Genomic DNA, 20,666 nt, shown 5'->3' with positions numbered 1-20,666 from the left:
TCGATCCGTCGCGGACGGCCCGCAAAGGATCCGCGGACGGGCCGTTCGCGACGGATCGCCGCCGGCCCGGATCAGTCCGGGGTCCGCTCCGCGTGCTTCCGCTTCCCCAGGCGGGTGGCGAGGAACAGCAGCGTCCCCACGACCACGTAGCCCGCCGTCGCCAGCCAGACCACGCCCGTCTGCTGCGTCAGCAGCACCACGCTCGCGATGGTCGCGAGCACCGGCACCACGCGCGGCACGGAGTAGTGGGCGTGGTCGACGCGGTCCTTCTTCAGCACCAGCACCGACACGTTCGCCGCGATGAACACCAGCAGGAGCAGCAGCACCGTCGTCTCGGCGAGCGTGCCGACGTCGCCGATCAGGCTGAGCAGCATCGTCACTCCGCCGACGACCACGATCGACACCCACGGCGTGCGGCGGCCCGGCAGCACCTTCCCGAAAGCGCTCGGCAGCAGCCCGGAGGTGGCGAGCCCGAAGCCGACCCGCGACGCCATCACCATGAACAGCAGAGCGCCGTTCGCGATGGCGACCAGCGCGATCAGGCCGAACAGCCACGGCGGCACCGCCACTCCGCTCGCCGCGACCACGTCCAGCAGGGGGCCGCTGGAGGCCGCGAGCTCGTCGTTCGGCAGCACGATCACGGCGCCGAGCGCGATCAGGAGATAGACCACGGCGGCGGTGATCAGCGCACCGAAGAGGGCCCGCGGGTAGACCTTCGAGGGGTTCCGCACCTCCTCGGCCATGTTCGCCGCGGCCTCGAATCCGAGGAACGAGAAGAAGGCGACGATCGAGGCGGCGAACGCCCCCTGCAGCGGAGCGACGTCGGGGTTGAACTCGAGCACGCGGGAGGCGTCGCCGTCGCCGGAGCCGAAGAAGACCGCGGCGCAGACGATGACGATGACCAGTCCGCTCACCTCGATCACCGAGGCGACCAGGTTCGCGGTCAGCGACTCCTTCACCCCGCGCAGGTTCACCAGGGTGAGGATCGCGATGAAGACGATCGCGGTGGGGATCGGCGGCACGTCCAGCAGAGCCCCGAGGTAGTCGCCCGCGAACGCGTTCGCCAGGGAGGCGGCCGTCGTGATGCCGGAGGCCATCATCAGGAAGCCGATCAGGAACGAGAGGTACGGCTTCCCGAATGCGCGGTCCACGTAGCGCGCCGCCCCTCCGGCGTGCGGGTACTTGGTGATCAGCTCGGCGTACGTGCCCGCGGTGAGCAGGGCGACGACCAGCGCGATCAGCAGCGGCAGCCAGATCACGCCGCCCACGTCCTCCGCCATCGTGCCGACCAGGGTGTAGATGCCGGCTCCGAGCGTGTCGCCCACGATGAAGGCGAACAGCAGCGGTCCGGTGATCACCCGCTTGAGCGACGCCTTCCCGGGAGCGGTCTCGGCGGTGTCCGTCGTGTCGGTCATCCGGACACTCCACCGAAGCGGAGGGTCCGAGCGCAAGCCTCGCCGCCCGATCGCTGCGAGATTTCTCATCATCGCGGCCCGTGTGGCAGGGGCCCGGGCGGCGAGGCCTCCCACAGCGCGCTGATCCCGGGACTCGGGCGATCGGCCGCATCAGAGGGAACGGACCCGGTGCGCACAGGGTGAACAGGGGGCGACCGCGCGTGCCGCCGCGCGCCCGCACTGGGTAGGCTGGAGCGCTTCGTCGTGAGTGGAGCGGTCGCGGAGGAATCATGGGCAAGAAGCGCAACCAGGGACGATCCGGAGGCGGTCAGGGCGGGTCCGGCGGTCAGGGCGGCGGCCGCACGGCCGAGACCGCGCTGATGGTGCGGTTCCGCAGCTGGTACCGCTCGCACCTCGCCGAGGTGGGCATGCAGCACGAGCACCTCGAGGCCGACGAGGCCGTCGAGGTGCTGACCGACCTCTTCGCGATGACCCGCGACCTGCGCCCGCGCGGCTCCTTCGCCCAGCCCGACGCCGAGCTGCTCGAGGCCGTCTTCGACCAGATCGAGGCCGACCTGTCGGGGGAGGAGAGCGAGGCCGACCTCGACGACACCCTCTTCACCGTCGCCGAGGTCGTCGAGCACTTCCTCGACTTCCTCACCGACGAGGACCTCTGGACCGGCACCGACGAGGAGCTGGACGAGTGCCAGGCCGTCCTCGACGAGGTCCTCGACCTCGCCGGCTCCTTCGTGGAGGCCGTGCTCGACGACCTCGCCGAGCTCGACGAGGTCCCGGCCGAGGAGCAGCTCTCCGCCGTGCGCGCCACCGCTCTCGTGCACGCCGCCGACGTCGTGGTCGAGCACCTCGCCGCCGACGACGGCGCGACCCTCACCGAGCGCGCCGCCCGCGAGATCGCGGTCGAGGCGGGCATCTCCTCCGCGGGATCCACCCCGAGCGACGACTCCGTCCGCATCCCGGTCTCGGCCTGGTGGGACGCGCTGGTCGGCTCGGCCGTGCTCGAGCAGGAGGGATCCGCCGCAGGTCTCGGCGAGGCCGCCGTGCTCTGGCGCAGCTCCGACGCGCACGAGGCCGCCGCCGAGCGCATCGCCTACGTCGCCCGCTTCCTCGAGCAGTGGATCCTCAGCGCCCAGACCGCGCTGGCGGCCGCCGACACCGAGGACGGTGCCTTCTCCCCGGAGGAGCGCGCGGTCACCACCACCGACGCCGTGCTGGTCCGCATCGCGGTAGCCTGCCAGGCCGAGATCCACCCGGGCCTTGTCGTCGGCGAGCTGGTCGACGAGCTGGCAGCCGACTCCGGAGTCTCGCTCGACGAGGCCCTCGACGAGCGCGAGCGCATGGTCGGCACGGCCGAGCGGATGCTCGACGACACCGCCGAGCTCGGGCTGCTGCTGCACTCGCCCGAGTTCGGCTACGCGGTGCCGGAGGGCCTGGCGCCCGTCCTCGCCTCCGTCGTCCGCGCGACGGTCGTCCTCCTCGGAGAGCGCGAGGCCACCCGCCTCGAGATCCTCGACGAGGCGACCCAGGACACGGCGACGGCCTACGCGCTCCACGTCGCCCTGCTCGGGACAAAGCCCGTCGTCTGGCGGCGCCTCGAGCTCTCCTCCGAGTCGTCGCTGCGCGATCTGCACCTCGCGCTCCAGCTCTCGCTGGGCTGGACCGACGCGCAGCCGCACTACTTCAGCGTGGGCGTGCCCGACGAGGAGCAGGCTCCGATCGGCTCGCCGTCCGACGCGGAGGAGTTCGGCGCCGACCTCGTGGACGAGGCGGGCGTCGCGCTCGCCGAGGTGCTCGAGCAGGAGCAGGACGAGCTCTTCTACGTCTACGACCTCGAGGACGAGTGGCGCCACGTCATCCGTCTGGAGTCGATCGCGCCGCTGTCGTCGGCTCTGCCGCGCTGCACGGGCGCGCGCGGCGCGGCTCCGCTCGACGTGCCGGGAGGCCCCGCGGCCTGGGCCGACACGGTGCGGGCGGCGACCGACCCGTCCTCGGCCGACCACGCGGAGGCGCTCGAGGCTCTCGGCCTCGCCGCCGGAGCCTCGTTCGATCCGGCCGCGGTCGACGTCGACGGCATCAACCGCTCGCTCGGACTCCTGCGCTCCGCGGTCTGACGCCCGCCGGAGGGCATCACCGGAGGAGGCCCCCGCTCCCGCTCACCGCGGGCGGCGGGGGCCTCCTCCGGTGTGGGGCGTCACGGGGTGAGCAGCAGCTTGCCGATGTGGCCGGAGGAGCGCATCACGTCGTGCGCCCGCTCGGCCTCGGCGAGCGGGACCACCTCGTCCACCACCGGGCGCACCGTCCCGGCGGCGACCAGCGGCCAGACCTCCGCGCGCACCCGCGCGACGATCGCGCGCCGCTCCTCCAGGGGCCGGGCGCGGAGGGTCGTGGCGTGCACCGCCCCGCGCTTGCGCATCAGCACCCCGAGGTCGAGCGAGCCCAGCGCGCCGGACTGGTTGCCGATGAACACCACGCGCCCGCCCACAGCCAGCGCCTCCAGGTCGCGGGCCAGGTAGTCGCCGCCGACGGGGTCGAGGATCACGTCGACGCCGCGCCCGCCTGTCGCCTCGCGGATCCGCTCGACGAAGTCCTCCTCGCGGTAGTCGATCAGGACGTCGGCGCCGAGCGCGCGGCACGCCTCGAGCTTGCGGGCGCTGCCGGCCGTGACGGCGACGCGGGCGCCGAGGGCGGCGGCGATCTGGATGCCCGTGGTCCCGATCCCGCTCCCGCCGCCGTGGAGGAGGACGGTGTCGCCGGATCCGAGCCCGGCCACCATCACGAGGTTCGACCAGACGGTGGACGTCGTCTCCGGGAGGGCGGCGGCCGAGACGAGGCCGACGCCGTCCGGCACCGGCAGCACCAGGCCCGCGTCGACCGCGACGTACTCCGCGTAGCCGCCGCCGGAGAGCAGCGCGCAGACCTCGTCGCCCTCCGCGAACCCGGTCGCGTCCTCGCCGAGCGCGACGACCGTGCCGGACACCTCCATGCCGAGGATCTCGGAGGCGCCGGGCGGCGGCGGGTAGACCCCGCCGCGCTGGCCGAGGTCGGCGCGGTTGACGCCGGCGGCCGCGACGCGGACGAGGACCTCGCCGGGTCCGGGGGAGGGCGTCGGCACCTCCTCCAGCACGAGTCGGGAGTCGGGGCCGGGGTTCTCGATGCGGATCGCCTGCATGAGGGGGATGCTACGCCGCGGGCCTCGGCGCTCGCGGTGCTCCCGCCCGGCTCAGCGCTGCTCCGCCAGGAACGCCAGCACCGCGTCCTTGAAGCCCCGCGCGGGCACGGTGCTGGTGTGGTCGCGGCCGGGGACGCTCACGAACCGCGCCCCCGCCTCCGCCGCCAGCAGCTCTCCGCCGGGAGCGATCGGATCCGCGCCGCCGGTCACGAGCAGCGTCGGCAGGCCGGGGTGCCGCCCGTGCTCCGGGTGCACCCCGCCGCGGACGCCGTCGGCCACCGCCACCAGCGCTGCGAGGTCGTTGCCCTGCACGCCCTCCGCCATGCCGATGAAGGCGCGGGTGAAGCCGTCGTCGATCTCGCCGCCGGAGGCGACGCGGGCCCGGGCCGCCTCCGCGTCGAAGGAGCGGAGGGACTCGCCCACGGTCAGCCCGCCGAGGCTCAGCGATGCGAGCCGCTCCGGGTGCTCGAGCCCCAGCACCCAGCTCATCCGGGCGCCGAGGGAGTACCCGAGCACGTGGGGCGCGTCGAGGTCGTAGGAGTCGAGCACCCGCACCAGGTCGGCCACCATGGCGTCCACGCTGTAGGCGTCGGAGTGGTGCGGCTTCTCGCTCGCGCCGTGCCCGCGCTGGTCGAGCGCGACGACGCGGTACCCGGCCCGGTGCAGCGTCCGCAGCCAGCCCGACGTCTCCCAGTTGAGCACGGCGTGGGAGGCGAAGCCGTGCACGGCGAGGACGGTCGGGGCGCTCTCCTCGCCGACGGAGTAGGTGGCCAGTCTCACTCCGTCGTCGGCCACGACGTACACGGGCGGAGGGAAGGCGATCACTCCACCACCCTGCCCGCCGCCGCGGGGTCGAGGGGGCACCGCGCCGCGGACACGCCGGGCGGAGTCCCCGTAGCGGAGAGAGGCCGGGCCTGGTGTCCCCGGACGGTCAGCGCGGCGGACGGGTGGAGCGGGCGAAGGGCACGGCGATCCAGAGGCGCACGGTGCGTCCCTGGCCGGACCGGATCCCGAGGACGACGCACAGCACGAGGTTGAGCACGGCCAGCGCGAGGATCGCCGAGATCGTCGCGAGCGGCCAGTCGGCGCCGAGCGAGTCGCGCACCGACACCAGCGCGAGGTGCAGCGGGACCAGCATCAGCTGGAGCGCGAGGTAGGTGAGCTGCCAGTTGACGGCGACCAGCCCGTTCCGGTCGCTGAGGGTGCCGATCCGTCGCCGCGACCCCCACACCATCACGGTCGCCGTGAGGGAGATCACGGGGGAGATCACCACGAAGCCGGCGAGCGCCGAGAGCCCGGCGAACCAGACGGCACGGGCGCCCTTGCGGTCCCGGGTGCGGTGCCGCAGCTCGTCGTCGTCCATCGCCGCCTCCTCGCGCCGGGACCAGTCTCGCACCCGCCCCCGCGTCGAGGCGGGGGATCGCCCCCGAGTTCCGGGGGTTCCCCGGATGGGGCGGGTCCGGGCGCGTCCGTAGCGTGAAGGCATCGCCGGAGCACACCGGCAGCACCGTCGGCCCGCCCGGCGGCACCGCATCCCGCCGGGCGACCGGCACCCGAGAAGGAGCACACCGTGACCACCGACGACCGCACCGCCCGCCTCTCCACCCCCGCCGACGAGCAGCCGACCGTGGACCTGGGCGCGACCGCCGTCCTCACCGAGGAGCGGCCGTCCGCCGGGGAGCGCCCCGCCGCCGAGGAGCCCGCCTCCTCGCAGCAGGCCCGCGCCCCCTACGGCACCCCCGCCGTCCCGCCCGCGGCGCTCGCCCCGGCGCCCTCGACCCCGTTCTCGCTCACCAGCCTGATCCTCGGCGTCACCTCCGTCTTCTTCGGACTGACCGTGATCGCTCCGGCCGCGGGCCTCGTCTTCGGCATCCTGGGCCTGCGGAGGGAGCCGACCGGCCGCACGCTCTCGATCTGGGGCATCGTGCTCAACTCCGTCATGCTCGGCCTCGTCCTGCTGTTCGCGATCGCCGTGCTCGTCGTGGTCGTGCTCGTGCCGCTCGCGGCCCTCGCGTCGGGCAGCGACTACCGCTGATCCGCCGCTTCCCGCGTCCCGCGCCTCCTGTCCGCTCCGGCGGCGGGAGGCGCGGTCGTTCCGCGCCCGTCTACCGGACGCTCCGCGCCCGCGTCCGCCGCCGCCCCGCGCCCCGGCGATAGGCTGGCCGCGCAGTTCGCGAGCCCCCTGCACCCTCCGGGGCCGCACGACGACAGCAACGGAGCTGGACGTGACCCTCGCACCGAGCACCCTCCCCGACCGCGACCCGGAAGGCAGAGCCCTGGACGACACCGAGACCCCCGCCACGCGCACCGAGAGCGACTCCCTCGGCTCGATGGAGATACCCGCCGAGGCCTACTGGGGCATCCACACGGCGCGGGCCCTCGACAACTTCCCGATCTCGAAGCGCCCCATCTCGATCTACCCCGATCTCGTCCGGTCCCTCGCCACGGTCAAGCTCGCGGCCGCCCGGGCGAACACCGAGCTCGGCAGCCTCGCCCCCGCCAAGGCCGAGCTGATCGAGACCGCGTGCCGCCGCATCATCGACGGCGAGTTCCACGACCAGTTCGTGGTCGGGGTGATCCAGGGCGGCGCCGGCACCTCGACGAACATGAACGCGAACGAGGTCGTCGCCAACGTCGCACTCGAGATCGGCGGCTTCGAGCGGGGCGACTACGCCCACCTGCACCCGCTCGACGACGTCAACCGCAGCCAGTCCACCAACGACGTCTACCCGACCGCGATCAAGATCGCGATGACCTGGTCGCTGCGCCGCCTGCTCGACGAGCTGGCGCTGCTGCGCGAGTCGTTCTCCCGCAAGGCGGTCGAGTTCGGCAGCGTCCTGAAGGTCGGCCGCACGCAGCTGCAGGACGCGGTGCCGATGACGCTCGGCCAGGAGTTCCACGGCTTCGCGACGACCCTCGGCGAGGACCACGCCCGTCTCTCCGAGACCATCTGGCTGCTCGCCGAGGTCAACATCGGAGCCACCGCGATCGGCACCGGCATCACCGCCGATCCGCGCTACGGCGCGGCCGCGGTCCGCCACCTCAACGAGATCACCGACCTCGACCTCGAGATGGCGCAGGACCTCGTCGAGGCGACGAGCGACACCGGCGTCTTCATGTCGTTCTCGAGCGCGCTCAAGCGCTCCGCGATCAAGCTGTCCAAGATCTGCAACGACCTGAGGCTCCTCTCCTCGGGCCCGCAGGCCGGCTTCGGTGAGATCAACCTGCCTCCGCGCCAGGCGGGATCCAGCATCATGCCCGGCAAGGTGAACCCGGTCATCCCCGAGGTGGTCAACCAGGTCGCCTACTCGGTGGCCGGGGCCGACGTCACGGTCACGATGGCGGCCGAGGCGGGTCAGCTCCAGCTCAACGCCTTCGAGCCGGTGATCGCGCACTCGCTGCTGCAGAGCATCACCTGGATGACGCAGGCCTGCAGGACGCTCCGCGAGAACTGCATCGACGGCATCACCGCGAACGTCGACCGGCTCGAGGCCATGGTCGCCTCCTCGGTCGGGGTCGTGACGGCGCTCACGCCGAGCATCGGCTACACCGCGTCCGCCGCCCTCGCGAAGGCCGCCCTCGCGACCGGCCGCAACATCGCCGACCTGGTGGTCGAGGCGGGGTTGATGTCGCGCGAAGAGGTCATGAGGCTCATCTCGCCGGCCCGACTCTCGGGCATCGAGGCGATGACCGCGGCGCTCCCGATCATCGACCCCGCGCCGGAGGCGTGACCGCGGCCGCGAGGCGCGCCCCGGCGTAGCTGCGCCAGGGCGCCCAGCGGCGCCCGGCCTCGGCCAGCCCGCGCTCGCCGGCGGGCAGGCCGCGCGCCGCCGCGCCTCGCCGGAGCACGGGATCCCCTGTGAGCAGGACGTCGGGATCTCCGGTCGCCCGCTGTGCCACCTCGGCCGCCGTGGCCGCGTCGATCCCGGGGACCGCCAGCAGCTGCTCGGCGAGCTCCTCTCGGTCGGCGTCGAGCCGCAGGGCTCCCTCGGCGAGCAGCGTGCAGGTCCGCACCAGCACGTCGGCGGATCCGCGGAGCACGTCGGCGGCGTGCTCGGCGATCACCGCGGGGGAGGGGAAGGCGCGTGCGATCGATCCGCTCGCCACGGACTCCGGGAGCGTCGCGCCGAGCGCCGCGACCAGCCGTGCGGCCTCCCGCCGGCCGAGCAGCGCGCGCACCAGCGTCTCGGCCGGATCGACGGAGCCGGGCACGCGGACACCGGGGCGGGCGGCGACGCTCGGAGCGAGTGCGGGATCGGCCGCGAGGGCCTCGTCCACGGCCCGGGCGTCCGCGTCCAGGTCGAGAACCCGCCTCACCCGGGCGACCAGCGGCCCGACGTCGGCGACGGAGACGAGCGTCGCGCTGCAGCGGACGCTCTCCCCGTCCGCCGCCAGCCGCACCAGTGCCGCGCCCCCGGGCAGGACGAGCGAGCGCGCGTAGCCGCCGGGGGACGCCTCCTCGATGCCCGGGAGCGCGGCGCCGCCGAGCACGTCGAGCACCCCGGGATCGAACGGAGCCCGCACTGCCAGCCGGAGCTCCAGCGTGGTCGCGCCGTCGTGGACGCTCGCCTCGGAGCGCGTGCCGCGGGCCGAGGCGCGCAGGGCCGTCGGGGTCCGCTCGTACACCTCCGCCAGGGTCGCGTTGAACTGCCGGATGCTCGTGAAGCCGGCGGCGAAGGCGACGTCGGACACGGGCAGGTCGGTGCTCGTGAGCAGGAGCCGGGCGGTCTGGGCGCGCTGGGCGCGCGCGAGGGCCAGCGGAGGCGCGCCCAGCTCCTCGCGCAGGATGCGGCCGAGGTGGCGCGCGCCGTAGCCGAGCCGTGCGGCCAGCCCCTCGACCCCCTCGCGGTCGACCACTCCGTCCGCGATCAGCCGCATGGCGCGCGCCGCCGTGTCGTCGCGCAGGTTCCACTCGGGGGAGCCGGGGACGGCGTCCGGCAGGCAGCGCTTGCAGGCGCGGAGCCCTGCCTCGTGCGCGGCGGCGGCCGTCGGGTAGAAGCGCACGTTCGCGCGCCGCGGAGTGATGGCGGGGCAGCTCGGACGGCAGTAGATGCCGGTGGAGTGCACGCCGGTCAGGAACCGACCGTCGAACCGGGAGTCGCGGGAGGCGACGGCGCGGTAGCGCTCCTCGAAGAGCGGATCGGAGTCGGGCACGCCTCGAGCCTCGCACGCGGCGGCGTCGAGGAGGAGCGGGAATCGGACACGGGCGTCCGCACCCCGGCCCTCCTCCACGCGCCCGGCGCGTGTCAACCGCCGACAGCGCACCCGGCCCGTGCCCTACTGTCGGCCCCATGAGCGCCTATCCGCCGCCCGCACCGCCCGCCACCGCCCGCCCCTCCGTCGTGCCGACCGTGCTCGGCTCGATCGGCGTGGCGCTCCTCGGGATCCTGCTGCTGCTCGTGCTCGCCTACGTGGTCCTCGGACTCGGCGTCAGCGCCGCGGGGATCTGCGCGGTCATCGCCCTCGTCCCGCTGACCGTGGTCCTGCTGGGCGTCCGCTGGGTCGACCGGTGGGAGCCGGAGCCCGCGCTGGGCCTGTGGTTCGCGTTCCTCTGGGGCGCGGCCGGGTCCGTCGCGATCGCGCTCCTGGTCGACCTCGGCGTGCAGATCGCCGTCTACGCGTCCGGGCAGCAGCCGAGCGGATCCGACTTCGTCGGCGCCGTGATCCAGGCGCCGCTGGTCGAGGAGACGGCCAAGGGGATCGGCGTCCTCCTCGTCCTGCTGATCTGGCGCCGGACCTTCGACGGACCCGTCGACGGCATCGTCTACGCGGCCGTCGTCGCCTCCGGGTTCGCCTTCGTCGAGAACATCCTCTACTTCGGCAGCGCGCTGGTGGAGGGCGGTCTCGGCTCGCTCGCCGTGACCTTCTTCCTCCGCGGGGTGCTCTCGCCCTTCGCGCACGTGCTCTTCACCGCCTGCACGGGCGCGGCCCTCGGCTTCGCCTCGAACCGGCCCGCCGTCGCGCGGCTGCCCATCGCCCTGCTCGGGCTGGCGCTCGCCGCGTTCCTGCACGCGCTCTGGAACGGCTCGTCGTTCCTGGTGTCCGACTGGTTCGGCTTCTACGGCGTGGTCCAGGTGCCGCTGTTCGCGGTCGCCGTGGTCGTGGTGGTGCTGCTGCGCCGGCAGGAGCGGCGCGTGACGCTCCAGCGGCTCGACGACTACGCCGTCGCCGGCTGGCTCTCGCCGGCCGAGGTGCGGATGATCGGCACCGCGGAGGGGCGCCGCACCGCCGCTCGCTGGGCCCGGAGCGCGGGAGGGGACCGGCCGCGGGCGATGCGGGACTTCCTCCGCTCGGCGACGCGGCTCGCGCACCACCGGCAGCACCTCCTGCTCGGCCGCGGCGGACGCACCGGAGCGGTCGACGAGCAGGTCCTGCTCGACGAGCTCGTCGCCCGCCGGGCGGTGCTCACCCGCTGAGCCGGGGCCGCCCCCGCTCAGCCCCGGCGCGCTAGGCGGAGGCGCTGCGCACGCGGCGCTCGCCGGCCGTCACGGGCACGCCGAGCCGGTTCTGCGCGGGCGGCAGCGGGCAGTTGTAGTGGGGCGAGAAGCCGCACGGCGGGATGTACGCCCGGTTGAAGTCCAGGAGCACCGGACCGCGGGTGCCCGCGTCGGCCGCGCCGCCGATCCGCTGCACGACGAGGAAGCGGCCGACGGGGTAGCTCGCGAGCTCCGGGTCGTCGCTGCGGTTGGTCGGGTCGCCGAACGGGACGAGGAGCGTGCCGCCGTCGTCGAACGCCGCGACCGTGTACTCGCGGGCGCGCCCGTCGTCCACGAGCGAGAAGGTGATGTCGCCGGGCACGACGAGCTCGCGGGTGGCGCCGTTGTCGCGCAGGTGCTCGAACGGGACCGTGCGATCCTCGGCGACCGGCTCGAACCACGCCTCGAGCACCCAGGCGGCGTCGAACGGGAAGGTCTCGATGGCGTCGAAGGAGCGGATGCCGTCGGAGGCCGCGTCCCAGACGCGGTAGCCGTACTCGGGCTCGCCGGTGTCGAGGTTCTCGCGGCGCATCCGCGTCAGGGTCGCCGAGGGGCCGTAGCCGGCCAGCGCCTGCTCGTCGTCGACGCTCTCGCCGGGCTCGAGCCAGCGCGTCTCGACGAGGGCGAGATCGCCCCGGGGTCCGGTGACGCGCTCGACGCGTCGGGCGAGCCACGACTCCCAGTCGGCGCGTGCCGACTCCGTGAGGTCGATCGAGGCGCGGGAGGGGGCGGTGACGCTGCTGCTCGGAGTGGCCATGGGGCGTGCAACGCGGGGCCGTCCGGTTCTCTTCCCGGTCGATGACCGGACGGAGGACGGGCTCCCGCGAGAAAGAGCTCGACGCCCTGCGGCAGCGGCAGGGCCGGCTGCTCGGACGGGGCGTCGAGCTCTTCGTGAGAGAGAGGATGCTCCTCCGCGGCGCCGAGCGCAAGAGGCATCCGGATCCCGCTGTCGGGACGGGCCGCTTCGGATCGCTCGGTAGACTGGACCGCCTGTTTTCCCGCGGCCCCCGGAGCGCATCCCGCGCCTCCCGGCCCGCGGCGGCGGACCCTCGGAAGGCGGACGATGACGGACGGCAGCACTGTGCAGGCCACCGAGCTCTCTCGGGAGCGCGACTACGTGGCGGCGCTCTACGCCCGCCTCGACGAGCTGATCGCCCAGGCCCGCGAGGCTCTGGACACGGTCCGCATCGAGAGCGTCGGCGGCAACCACCAGAGCCGCTCCGAGCGCGACGCCTACGCGCGGCTCTACGAGGACCGCATCCGCTCGCTCACCGGCGCCGACGACCGGCTCGCCTTCGGCCGGCTGACGCTCGCGGACGCCGACGCCGAGCACCGCTACATCGGCCGGATCGGCCTGCGCGACGAGGAGCAGGACACGCTGCTGCTCGACTGGCGCGCCCCGCAGTCGGCCGCGTTCTACCAGGCCACCGCCGCCCGGCCGATGGGGACGCGCGCCCGGCGCCACCTCACCACTCGGGGCCGCGAGGTCCTCCGCTTCGAGGACGAGGTCTTCGACGAGGAGCTGCTGCGCGAGGGCACCGTGCTGCAGGGCGAGGGCGCGCTCATGGCGGCCCTCGGTGCGCAGCGCACCGGCCGGATGCACGACATCGTCGCGACCATCCAGAGCGAGCAGGACCGCATCATCCGGTCCGAGCTGCGCGGCGTGCTCGTCGTGCAGGGCGGGCCGGGCACCGGCAAGACCGCGGTCGCCCTGCACCGGGCCGCCTACCTCCTCTACTCCTACCGCGACCGCATCGCCTCCTCCGGCGTGCTCGTGGTCGGCCCCTCACGCTCCTTCCTCCGCTACATCGAGGCGGTGCTGCCCTCGCTCGGCGAGACGGGTGTCGTCCTCTCGACGCTCGGCCAGCTCTACCCGGGCCTCGACCTCGTCGAGGAGGACGTGCCCGCGGTCGCCCGCGTGAAGGGCTCGGCGCGCATGGCGGAGCTGCTCAAGCGCGCGGTCCGCTCCCGCCAGACCGTCCCGGCCGAGACCCAGGTGCTCGACGTCAACGGCGAGAAGCTCCGTCTGGAGCCGCAGGACGTGGAGCGCGCGATCACCCGCGCGCGCGACACCCGCAAGCCGCACAACGAGGCGCGCGTCTCCTTCGTCAAGACGCTGCTCTCGCAGCTCACCCGCCAGCTCGCCGATCAGCTGCGGAGCCACGGCAGCACGGTCGACGAGGCCGACGAGGCGGTGCTGCGCGAGGACGTGCGGACCGCCCACGACGTCCGCGTCGCTCTCAACACCGCGTGGATCCCGCTGACCCCCGAGAAGCTGCTGCAGGACCTCTACGCCCGTCCGAACTGGTTCGCGACCCTCACGCCGCGCTGGACCGCCGCGCAGCGCTCCCTCCTCCGCCGAGACCGCGACGCTCCGTTCACGGTCTCCGACGTACCGCTGCTCGACGAGGCCGCGGAGCTGCTCGGCGCCTACGACGACCACGCCGACGCCTCGAAGAAGGCCGAGAAGGAGCAGCGCAAGCGCGACGTCGAGAACGCGGAGGCCGCCATCCGCAACATGGGCGTCGACGGCCTCGTCAACGCCAAGGACCTCGCGGCCGGCTTCGCCGAGCGCTCGGTGCTCGGGACCACCGCCGAGCGGGCCGCGGCCGACCGCTCCTGGACCTACGGGCACGTCGTGGTCGACGAGGCGCAGGAGCTCTCGCCGATGCAGTGGCGGGTGCTGCTGCGCCGCTGCCCGATGCGCTCGTTCACGATCGTGGGCGACGTCGCGCAGGCGTCCGGCGCCTCCGCCGCCTCGAGCTGGGACGCCGCGCTCCGCGACACCTTCGGCCGCCAGGGCCGGGGAGTGGAGGCGGCGCCGTGGCGCCTTGAGGAGCTGACGGTCAACTACCGCACGCCCGCGCAGATCGTCGCCTTCGCCGAGCGGACGGCGCGCGAGAACGGGCTGGAGATCACGCCGGGGGAGGCCGTGCGCTCCACCGAGTGGCCGGTGCGGACGATCCGCGATCGCGGCGACGCGAGCCTCGCCGAGCGGGTGCTGGGGGCCGTCGTCGAGGACCGGGCGATCGAGGCGGAGGGGACGCTGGCGGTCATCGCGCCCGACGACGACCTCGCCGCGATCGCCGAGCGCCTCGAGGAGCGGTTCGGCCGGGAGGTGGGCCGCGGAGCGACCGGGCTCGACCGCGCGATCGCCGTGCTGTCGACGAACGACGCCAAGGGGCTCGAGTTCGACTCCGTGATCATCGCCCGCCCTCGCCTCATCGCGCAGACCGGCGAGCGCGGCGCCGCATCGCTCTACGTCGCGATGACCCGGCCGACGCAGCGCCTCACGCTCGTGGAGTGAGTGCTCGCAGCCCGCTCCCAGACTCCGCTCCCGAGCGCCGTAGGATCGAGGCATGAGCAGCGAGAACCTGACCAAGCCCGAGGTCGACGCCCCTGAGGGCCCGGCCCCCGACACCCTCGTCGTCGAGGACATCGTCGTCGGCGACGGCGCCGAGGCGCAGCCCGGCTCGACCGTCGAGGTCCACTACCTCGGCGTCGAGTACGACACCGGCGAGGAGTTCGACTCCTCCTGGAGCCGCGACCAGTCGATCAACTTCCCCCTCAACAACCTCATCCGCGCCTGGCAGCAGGGCATCCCGGGGATGAAGGTCGGCGGCCGCCGCAAGCTGATCTGCCCGCCCGCGCTGGCGTACGGCCCGGCCGGCGGAGGGCACCCGCTCTCCGGCAAGACCCTGATCTTCGTGATCGACCTGCTCGGCACCAAGTAGCTCCGAGCACACGACGAAGGCGCAGCTCCTAACGGGGCTGCGCCTTCTTCACGCGGTCGACCAGCTCGCGCCAGGCTCCGTCGAGCTCGGTCTCGCCGAGGCGGACGTGGTGCGTCTGCACGCGGATCTCGTAGACGAAGCGGTCGGCCCGGCCGGGGGACTCGCCGTCGGCGGCGTCCCAGGGGAGCGAGCCGAGCAGGTCGCGCCAGGCGCGCTCGTCGGGCTGCTGCTCGACGTCGACCCGCCACACCCGGCGGAGGCCGGCGAATCCGCCGCTGCGCGACACGATGACGTCCATGCGCGCGATGCTACCCGCCTCCGCCCTCGAGCGGACCGGCTCAGGCGGACAGCGTCACGCCGACCGTCGTCCAGCCGGTGCGCACGGCGGCCTCGACCTCGGAGCCGGATCCGTAGCGCTCGGCGGCGGCCTGCACGGTGAGCGCCGCGAACGCCTCGAAGTCGGCCGTCGCGGTGAGGACGCCCCCGGTCAGCACGTCGTACCAGACCTGCCCTGCGCGCTCCCACGCCTTCCCGCCGAGGGTCGTCGCCGCCACGGCGAACGCGCGGTTGGGGATCCCCGAGTTGATGTGCACTCCGCCGTTGTCGTCGTCGGTCTCGACGTAGTCGGCCATCGAGCCCGGCTGCGGGTCGGAGCCGAGGACGTCGTCGTCGTACGCGGTGCCGGGGGCGATCATCGACCGCAGGGCCGTGCCCTGCACCTCGTCGGTGAAGAGCCCCTCGCCGATCAGCCAGCTCGCCTCGTCGGCGCTCTGGCCGGCGCCGTACTGCTCCAGCAGGGCTCCGAACACGTCCGAGACCGACTCGTTGAGCGCCCCGGACTGGCCGCGGTAGACGAGGTTCGCCGTGTACTCGGTGATGCCGTGGGCGAGCTCGTGGCCGATCACGCTCTGCGAGACGGTGAAGCGGCGGAACACCTGGCCGTCCCCGTCGCCGAAGACCATCCGCGAGCCGTCCCAGAAGGCGTTGTCGTAGTCGTCGCCGAAGTGCACGGTCGCGTCGAGCGGCAGCCAGGCGTCGTCGATCGAGTCGCGGCCGTACGCACCCTGCAGGAAGGCCGACATCGCGCCGAGGCCGTCGTACGCCTCGTCGACGGCCGCGTCCCCCGTGGCCGCCTCGCCCTCGCGGCGGACGACCGTGCCGGGCAGGGTCTCCTCGGTCCGCGCGTCCGCGATGGTGCGCTGGAGCGACTGCACGCGGGTGCGCGGCGAGGACGTCGCGGTGGCGGTCGGCGCCCCGCGGTCGGGCGCGGGCTCTCCGGGCCGGACGCGCCGGAACGGCACGTCCTGCTCGAGCGAGCGGCTCGCGGCCCGCGCGGCCCGGGCGAAGGCCGGATCGTCGAGGCGGGCGATGCGGACGAGGAGGTACGGCGGCACGACGGTTCGTCTCATGCCCCGATCCTGGCACCGACGTCCGACACGGTCCCGGGCTCGCCCGGCGGGCCCGCATGCGGTAGCGCCGAGCGGTAGCGTGAGCGCGACGAGCGGTTTCCAGCGATCCGGGGCCAGACCCCGAGGACGACGAGGGCGGACATGGGCATCATCACGCGGGGCTTCTTCGGCAAGAGGGAGGCGGACCCGGACCTCCCGCCGGGCCAGCACCTCGAGAACGGCTTCCCGGTCCTCTCGATCGGGCCCACCCCGAACATCCACGAGTGGGCCTTCTCGATCGACGGCGGCCCCGCGGGCGTCCGCCGCTGGAACCGGGAGGAGTTCGACGCGCTCCCGCACGAGGACGTGCACACCGACATCCACTGCGTGACCCGGTGGTCGAAGCTCGGCACCAGCTGGCGCGGCGTCTCGGTCGACACGCTGCTGGAGGGCCTGGAGACGGACGCCGGCTTCGTCATGGCGCAGAGCTTCGGCGGCTACACGACGAATCTCCCGCTCGCCGAGATCCGCGGCGGGAGGGCCTGGGTCGTCACCGAGTTCGAGGGGAAGCCCCTCGCGGCCGAGCACGGCGGCCCCGCCCGGCTCCTGGTGCCGCACCTCTACTTCTGGAAGAGCGCGAAGTGGGTCCGGACGCTCCGCCTGATGCCCGGCGACGAGCCCGGCTTCTGGGAGCAGAACGGCTACCACATGCACGGGGACCCCTGGAAAGAGGAGCGCTACTGGTGATGTGGACGGAGGCGGTGGCCGAGTCGGTCGCGCCGCTCACGCCCACGTCGCGCCTCCTGGTGCTCCGCGTGCCCGGGTGGCCGGGCCACCTGGCGGGGCAGCACCTCGACGTGCGCCTCACCGCGCCCGACGGCTACCAGGCGAGCCGCTCCTACTCGATCGGCGCCCCGGCCGACGGGGAGCGGGTCGAGCTCGCGGTCGAGAGGCTGGACGACGGGGAGGTCTCCCCGTACCTGGTCGACGGACTCGAGGCGGGCGACCGGCTCGAGATCCGCGGTCCGATCGGCGGCTGGTTCGTCTGGCGCCCCGAGCAGGCGGAGCCGGTGCAGCTGATCGCGGGTGGGAGCGGCGTGGTGCCGCTGATGGCGATGGCGCGCGAGCACGCCCGGTCCGGGAGCGCGGCGCGGATGCAGCTGCTCTACTCGGTCCGCTCGCCCGTCTTCGCCTACTACCGCGAGGAGCTGGCGGCGCTCGCCGAGCGGCCGGCCGCGACGGGCGGAGTCGCGGTGGACCACGTCTTCACCCGGGTGGCGCCGGCGGGAGCGGCGCGTCCGGCCGGCCGCGTCACTCCGGAGCTGCTCGCCGAGGCGGCTCTGCCGGCCCCGCTCGAGCCGACCGTCTACGTGTGCGGCCCGACCTCGTTCGTCGAGGCCGTCGCCACCGCCCTGGTCGAGCAGGGCCACGCGCCCGAGCGCGTCCGCACCGAGCGCTTCGGCGGCGCCTGACGCCTGTCCCCGCGAGGCGCCGCGCCCCGGCGGCGCCCCGGGGGGAGGGATCACTCGAAGGAGACGGTGCGGTTCTCTCCGATGTCGGGCTGTCCGCCGGTGACGGCGGCCTTGAGGACCTTGAACAGCACGACCGGACGGGGCTCGTCGGTCGCCCACAGCTCGACGGTCTCGGCCTCGACGCGGATCAGCGCGACGGTCGGGTCGTCCTTGCCGTCGGGGAACCAGCCGGCGACGGCCGGGGACCACAGCTCGTCCACCTTCGCCGGGTCGTGCACGACGGTCGCCGAGCCGGCCACGGACAGGTAGCCCTTCTTCGACTCGAACGCGACGTTGACGCTCGGGTTCGCGCGGATGTCGTCGACCTTGGGCGACGGGTCCTGCGTGAAGAACCACAGTTCGCCGTCGAAGTCGATGTCCTGGGCCTTGAGCGGACGGCTGACGAGCTGCCCGGTGGCGTTGACGGTGGTGAGGAGCCCGATCCCGGCGCTCTTCACCATCTCGGTGATCTGCTCGCGGTCGTCGGAGTCGGCGGGAGTGATGTCGGTGTCGGTCATGGTGCCGACGCTACGCGGACCGTGCGCCGCCGCAAGGGGTGGCGACGCCTCCCCGCGCGTGTCTAGCGTCGAGCCATGGACACCGAATCGACGTACACCGCCATCCTCGACAGCGGAGCGGAGCAGGAGAGCATCCGCCTCGAGATGATCGACGGCTCCCCGCAGCGCTCCTTCACCCGCCTGGCCGACATCGACGGCGAGGAGGTCGAGGTGGTCTGGGAGCTGGAGCCCGACGACGACGGCTTCCACGTCTACCGCCCGGTGCGGGTCGAGGGCCGCGACGACGACAGCGGACTGGTCTCGGACGACCGGCTGACCGACGGCGGCGGCGCCGACGCGGCCTCCGGCGACTGATCGCCGGCGCGCCCGTCCGCCGGCCTGAGCCGAGCGGGCGGGCGCGCTGTCCCGTCCGACTCGAGGGAGACGCCCCTCCGCTCAGGCCGTCGGGTGCAGGGCGTCGTACGCGCGGAACCCCGACCGCAGGCGCAGCACCGCGGCGAGGATCGCGATGATCGCGAGCCCGCCCGCGAGCGGCGGCAGCCAGAGCAGCGCGAGCGAGGCGAGCAGTCCCGTGTAGAGGTCGCCGACCCGCGGGCCGCCCGTCACCACGACGATGAACACGCCCTGGAGACGACCCCTCATGTTGTCCGGGACCGCGGTCTGCAGCATCGTCTGCCGGAAGATCGAGCTGACGTTGTCCGAGGCGCCCGCGCCGGCCAGGGCGACCGCCGCCAGCGCGATGAGCCCCGCGTTCGGCGCCGACGCGTCGTGCTGCACGAGTGCGGCACCGAGCAGGACCGTGCCGAACGCGACGACGAACGCTCCGTACACCTGAATCGAGCGGCCGATCGCGAGGCCCTGCCGTCGGACCCCGGACAGCCGGCCGGAGAAGACGCCGCTGATCAGCGCCCCGATCGCGAACGCGGCCGTGAGCGCGCCCACCGTCACCGCGCCTCCGCCGAGCAGCACGGCGGCGGCCGCCGGGAAGACCACGCGCGGCTGTCCGAAGGTCATGGCCACGATGTCGACCAGGAAGGACATCCGGATGTTCGGGGCGCCCTTCAGGAAGCCCAGGCCGTAGCGGAGGGACTCCAGCCCCGGCCGCTGCCGCTCGCCCTCGGGCACGAGCGCCGGCAGCCCCGCGATGCCGAGGAACGCGGCGAGGAACAGCACGACGTCGATCGTGTACGTGATCGCGAAGCCGGAGGAGGCGACCAGCACGCCGGCGAGGGCGGGCCCCACGGTCACCTCGACTCCGCTCGCGATGCCGCCCAGCGCGGCGGCGGCGGGGACCAGCTCGGTGCGGAGCAGCCGCGGAGCCAGCGTCATCCGGGTGGTCACGATCACCGTCGTCGCCACCGCGTTCACGGCGGTGAGCACGTAGAGGGAGAGCGGGGTCTCGGCGCCGAGCCAGGCGAGGGCCGCGATCCCCGCGGTCGAGCCCCAGGCCACGACCGCGGCGAGCAGGAGCACCAGGCGGCGGTCGAACGCGTCGGCGAGCATCCCGCCGTAGAGGCCGGCGATCACGGTCGGGACCAGCGCCACCACGCCGACCAGCGCGACCGCGAGGGTCGATCCGGTGAGCTCGTAGATGTGCAGGCCGACCGCGACGATCGTCATCTGGCCGCCGATGCCCGAGATCACGTTGCCGGCCCAGAGCCGGGCGAAGGCCGGGGACTCGCGGAGGGGGGAGACGTCGAGGACGTGGCTGCGCCGGGGGGCGCGGGGGGTCTGGCTCACTCGCTCCATTCTGCTGACTCCGCCGCCCCGGCGGGCCGCGTCGCGCCGATCCGGGGGCTCAGGGGTCATCCCCTAGGGTGAGAGGCATGAGCACGTCATCCGACGGCGCGCCCGGGCGTCAGGGTCCTCCTGCCCCGCGAGCAGCCGGAGCCGCCCCCTCGCGACGCTCGATCCGCACCGCCGCCGAGGCGGGCGCGCGTCGCGCGGCGGCCGCCACGGGCGGTCGGCGCAGCTCCACGGGCGGCGTCCGCGCCGGAGCCGCTCGGACCGGTGCCACGGCCTCGGGAGCCCGCGGGTTCCTCCGCCGCTACGGAGCCGGGATCGTCTCGGTCCTCCTGGCCGTCCTCGCCGTCCCGCTGTCGTTCTTCGTCTGGTACGCACTGATCTCGCTCGGCGCCTACCCGGGCGACCAGGCCGTCAGCGATCTGCTGGTCGGCGTGCTCTACACCGCGCTCGTGCACGCGGTCCTGCTCGCCGGGATCCTGCTCGCCGTCTCCACCCTCCGCGCCCGGCGTCGCGAGAAGCGCCCGCCGATCGCCGGCTGGATCGGCGTGGTCCTCAACGTCCTCGTGCTCGTCTACTGGCAGCTGCTGGTCTCGCCGTGGCTCGTCGTGCTCTGGAACCGGGCCACCGGCTCCTGATACCGCCCTCCCTCTGGTAGAGTCGTCCGGTTGCCGTTCGACGGCCGCGGATCAAGAGAGCCCACGCATCAGGCGCC

The 20,666-nt window shown here is 73.9% G+C and carries 20 protein-coding genes; 10 read left to right on the top strand and 10 right to left on the bottom strand.

What is annotated here, in order from left to right; genetic code table 11:
* Positions 1–71 precede the first annotated feature (71 nt).
* Positions 72–1,415, bottom strand: coding sequence for an APC family permease (locus tag GTU71_RS06750; protein ID WP_104226270.1), 1,344 nt, complete (start codon positions 1,413–1,415; stop codon positions 72–74).
* A gap of 269 nt (positions 1,416–1,684) precedes the next feature.
* Here GTU71_RS06750 and GTU71_RS06745 point away from each other — a divergent pair, with 269 nt between their 5' ends.
* Entirely contained in the window at positions 1,685–3,523 is a 1,839-nt protein-coding gene (locus GTU71_RS06745; RefSeq protein WP_104337401.1) for a plasmid pRiA4b ORF-3 family protein, read from the top strand.
* An 80-nt stretch (positions 3,524–3,603) separates the two neighbouring features.
* On the opposite strand, the gene GTU71_RS06740 is transcribed toward GTU71_RS06745, so the two are convergent.
* The 3 genes from GTU71_RS06740 to GTU71_RS06730 all read right to left on the bottom strand — a co-directional run bounded on the left by GTU71_RS06740 (position 3,604) and on the right by GTU71_RS06730 (position 5,944).
* Positions 3,604–4,581, bottom strand: a complete 978-nt coding sequence (locus GTU71_RS06740; protein WP_104255551.1) for an NAD(P)H-quinone oxidoreductase — start codon at positions 4,579–4,581, stop codon at positions 3,604–3,606.
* A 51-nt stretch (positions 4,582–4,632) separates the two neighbouring features.
* The gene (locus tag GTU71_RS06735; RefSeq protein ID WP_159939526.1) at positions 4,633–5,406 is read right to left on the bottom strand and encodes an alpha/beta hydrolase; all 774 of its coding nucleotides are present in this window, start codon (positions 5,404–5,406) and stop codon (positions 4,633–4,635) included.
* Between the two features lie 106 nt (positions 5,407–5,512).
* On the bottom strand, positions 5,513–5,944 hold the full coding sequence (locus GTU71_RS06730) for a DUF4870 domain-containing protein (RefSeq protein ID WP_159939525.1): 432 nt from the start codon (positions 5,942–5,944) through the stop codon (positions 5,513–5,515).
* Between the two features lie 207 nt (positions 5,945–6,151).
* On the opposite strand from GTU71_RS06730, the gene GTU71_RS06725 reads away from it, so the two are divergent.
* Both GTU71_RS06725 and GTU71_RS06720 read left to right on the top strand, forming a co-directional pair.
* Positions 6,152–6,616 carry a DUF4190 domain-containing protein gene (locus tag GTU71_RS06725; RefSeq protein ID WP_104250160.1) on the top strand — a complete coding sequence of 155 codons (465 nt, stop codon included), beginning with the start codon at positions 6,152–6,154 and terminating at the stop codon, positions 6,614–6,616.
* Between the two features lie 241 nt (positions 6,617–6,857).
* Positions 6,858–8,312, top strand: a complete 1,455-nt coding sequence (locus tag GTU71_RS06720) for an aspartate ammonia-lyase (protein WP_258060401.1) — start codon at positions 6,858–6,860, stop codon at positions 8,310–8,312.
* On the opposite strand, the gene GTU71_RS06715 is transcribed toward GTU71_RS06720, so the two are convergent.
* Entirely contained in the window at positions 8,287–9,735 is a 1,449-nt protein-coding gene (locus GTU71_RS06715; RefSeq protein ID WP_167305249.1) for an Ada metal-binding domain-containing protein, read from the bottom strand. The genes GTU71_RS06720 and GTU71_RS06715 overlap by 26 nt on opposite strands.
* A 137-nt stretch (positions 9,736–9,872) precedes the next feature.
* On the opposite strand from GTU71_RS06715, the gene GTU71_RS06710 reads away from it, so the two are divergent.
* Entirely contained in the window at positions 9,873–10,997 is a 1,125-nt protein-coding gene (locus tag GTU71_RS06710; protein WP_104233243.1) for a PrsW family intramembrane metalloprotease, read from the top strand.
* Between the two features lie 31 nt (positions 10,998–11,028).
* Here GTU71_RS06710 and GTU71_RS06705 read toward each other — a convergent pair whose 3' ends face one another.
* Positions 11,029–11,814: a DUF1684 domain-containing protein gene (locus tag GTU71_RS06705; RefSeq protein WP_159939523.1), complete on the bottom strand. Its 786-nt coding sequence runs from the start codon at positions 11,812–11,814 to the stop codon at positions 11,029–11,031.
* 306 nt (positions 11,815–12,120) lie between these two features.
* Here GTU71_RS06705 and GTU71_RS06700 point away from each other — a divergent pair, with 306 nt between their 5' ends.
* The gene (locus GTU71_RS06700) at positions 12,121–14,364 is read left to right on the top strand and encodes a UvrD-helicase domain-containing protein (protein ID WP_159939522.1); all 2,244 of its coding nucleotides are present in this window, start codon (positions 12,121–12,123) and stop codon (positions 14,362–14,364) included.
* 52 nt (positions 14,365–14,416) lie between these two features.
* Positions 14,417–14,791: an FKBP-type peptidyl-prolyl cis-trans isomerase gene (locus GTU71_RS06695; RefSeq protein ID WP_104226280.1), complete on the top strand. Its 375-nt coding sequence runs from the start codon at positions 14,417–14,419 to the stop codon at positions 14,789–14,791.
* 28 nt (positions 14,792–14,819) lie between these two features.
* Here the strand turns inward: GTU71_RS06695 and GTU71_RS06690 are convergent, their stop codons facing one another.
* A complete protein-coding gene (locus GTU71_RS06690) occupies positions 14,820–15,089 on the bottom strand; it encodes a protealysin inhibitor emfourin (protein ID WP_104239032.1) in 270 nt (89 codons plus the stop codon).
* Positions 15,090–15,129: 40 nt separating this feature from the next.
* Complete coding sequence (locus GTU71_RS06685; RefSeq protein WP_104224821.1) at positions 15,130–16,200, bottom strand: M4 family metallopeptidase; 1,071 nt, start codon at positions 16,198–16,200, stop codon at positions 15,130–15,132.
* Between the two features lie 141 nt (positions 16,201–16,341).
* Here GTU71_RS06685 and GTU71_RS06680 point away from each other — a divergent pair, with 141 nt between their 5' ends.
* Positions 16,342–16,926 (top strand): molybdopterin-dependent oxidoreductase, encoded by a 585-nt coding sequence (locus GTU71_RS06680; protein ID WP_104224820.1) that lies wholly within the window; start codon positions 16,342–16,344, stop codon positions 16,924–16,926.
* Entirely contained in the window at positions 16,926–17,651 is a 726-nt protein-coding gene (locus GTU71_RS06675; RefSeq protein ID WP_104283799.1) for a ferredoxin reductase, read from the top strand. Before GTU71_RS06680 ends, GTU71_RS06675 begins: the two co-directional genes overlap by 1 nt.
* Before the next feature lie 50 nt (positions 17,652–17,701).
* On the opposite strand, the gene GTU71_RS06670 is transcribed toward GTU71_RS06675, so the two are convergent.
* Positions 17,702–18,208: a pyridoxamine 5'-phosphate oxidase family protein gene (locus GTU71_RS06670; protein WP_104224818.1), complete on the bottom strand. Its 507-nt coding sequence runs from the start codon at positions 18,206–18,208 to the stop codon at positions 17,702–17,704.
* A gap of 75 nt (positions 18,209–18,283) precedes the next feature.
* On the opposite strand from GTU71_RS06670, the gene GTU71_RS06665 reads away from it, so the two are divergent.
* Complete coding sequence (locus GTU71_RS06665) at positions 18,284–18,562, top strand: hypothetical protein (RefSeq protein ID WP_104224817.1); 279 nt, start codon at positions 18,284–18,286, stop codon at positions 18,560–18,562.
* Between the two features lie 81 nt (positions 18,563–18,643).
* On the opposite strand, the gene GTU71_RS06660 is transcribed toward GTU71_RS06665, so the two are convergent.
* Positions 18,644–19,948 (bottom strand): MFS transporter, encoded by a 1,305-nt coding sequence (locus GTU71_RS06660; RefSeq protein ID WP_244230651.1) that lies wholly within the window; start codon positions 19,946–19,948, stop codon positions 18,644–18,646.
* Positions 19,949–20,034: 86 nt separating this feature from the next.
* Between GTU71_RS06660 and GTU71_RS06655 the strand changes: the two genes are divergently transcribed.
* Positions 20,035–20,589 carry a hypothetical protein gene (locus GTU71_RS06655; RefSeq protein ID WP_104224815.1) on the top strand — a complete coding sequence of 185 codons (555 nt, stop codon included), beginning with the start codon at positions 20,035–20,037 and terminating at the stop codon, positions 20,587–20,589.
* The last annotated feature ends 77 nt before the right edge of the window (positions 20,590–20,666 follow it).

This window comes from Rathayibacter sp. VKM Ac-2762 (assembly GCF_009866585.1).
Classification (GTDB): domain Bacteria; phylum Actinomycetota; class Actinomycetes; order Actinomycetales; family Microbacteriaceae; genus Rathayibacter.
Note: the sequence above shows the minus strand (reverse complement) of the source record. Positions and strands in the feature narration are given on the sequence as shown.

What these genes read in the sequence shown, in the direction of transcription:
- GTU71_RS06670 (WP_104224818.1), bottom strand. Translation starts at nt 18,208, where the DNA reads ATGACCGACACCGACATCACTCCCGCCGACTCCGACGACCGCGAGCAG.
- GTU71_RS06740 (WP_104255551.1), bottom strand. Translation starts at nt 4,581, where the DNA reads ATGCAGGCGATCCGCATCGAGAACCCCGGCCCCGACTCCCGACTCGTG.
- GTU71_RS06710 (WP_104233243.1), top strand. Translation starts at nt 9,873, where the DNA reads ATGAGCGCCTATCCGCCGCCCGCACCGCCCGCCACCGCCCGCCCCTCC.
- GTU71_RS06655 (WP_104224815.1), top strand. Translation starts at nt 20,035, where the DNA reads ATGAGCACGTCATCCGACGGCGCGCCCGGGCGTCAGGGTCCTCCTGCC.
- GTU71_RS06705 (WP_159939523.1), bottom strand. Translation starts at nt 11,814, where the DNA reads ATGGCCACTCCGAGCAGCAGCGTCACCGCCCCCTCCCGCGCCTCGATC.
- GTU71_RS06700 (WP_159939522.1), top strand. Translation starts at nt 12,121, where the DNA reads ATGACGGACGGCAGCACTGTGCAGGCCACCGAGCTCTCTCGGGAGCGC.
- GTU71_RS06750 (WP_104226270.1), bottom strand. Translation starts at nt 1,415, where the DNA reads ATGACCGACACGACGGACACCGCCGAGACCGCTCCCGGGAAGGCGTCG.
- GTU71_RS06695 (WP_104226280.1), top strand. Translation starts at nt 14,417, where the DNA reads ATGAGCAGCGAGAACCTGACCAAGCCCGAGGTCGACGCCCCTGAGGGC.
- GTU71_RS06745 (WP_104337401.1), top strand. Translation starts at nt 1,685, where the DNA reads ATGGGCAAGAAGCGCAACCAGGGACGATCCGGAGGCGGTCAGGGCGGG.
- GTU71_RS06680 (WP_104224820.1), top strand. Translation starts at nt 16,342, where the DNA reads ATGGGCATCATCACGCGGGGCTTCTTCGGCAAGAGGGAGGCGGACCCG.
- GTU71_RS06675 (WP_104283799.1), top strand. Translation starts at nt 16,926, where the DNA reads ATGTGGACGGAGGCGGTGGCCGAGTCGGTCGCGCCGCTCACGCCCACG.
- GTU71_RS06665 (WP_104224817.1), top strand. Translation starts at nt 18,284, where the DNA reads ATGGACACCGAATCGACGTACACCGCCATCCTCGACAGCGGAGCGGAG.
- GTU71_RS06690 (WP_104239032.1), bottom strand. Translation starts at nt 15,089, where the DNA reads ATGGACGTCATCGTGTCGCGCAGCGGCGGATTCGCCGGCCTCCGCCGG.
- GTU71_RS06685 (WP_104224821.1), bottom strand. Translation starts at nt 16,200, where the DNA reads ATGAGACGAACCGTCGTGCCGCCGTACCTCCTCGTCCGCATCGCCCGC.
- GTU71_RS06730 (WP_159939525.1), bottom strand. Translation starts at nt 5,944, where the DNA reads ATGGACGACGACGAGCTGCGGCACCGCACCCGGGACCGCAAGGGCGCC.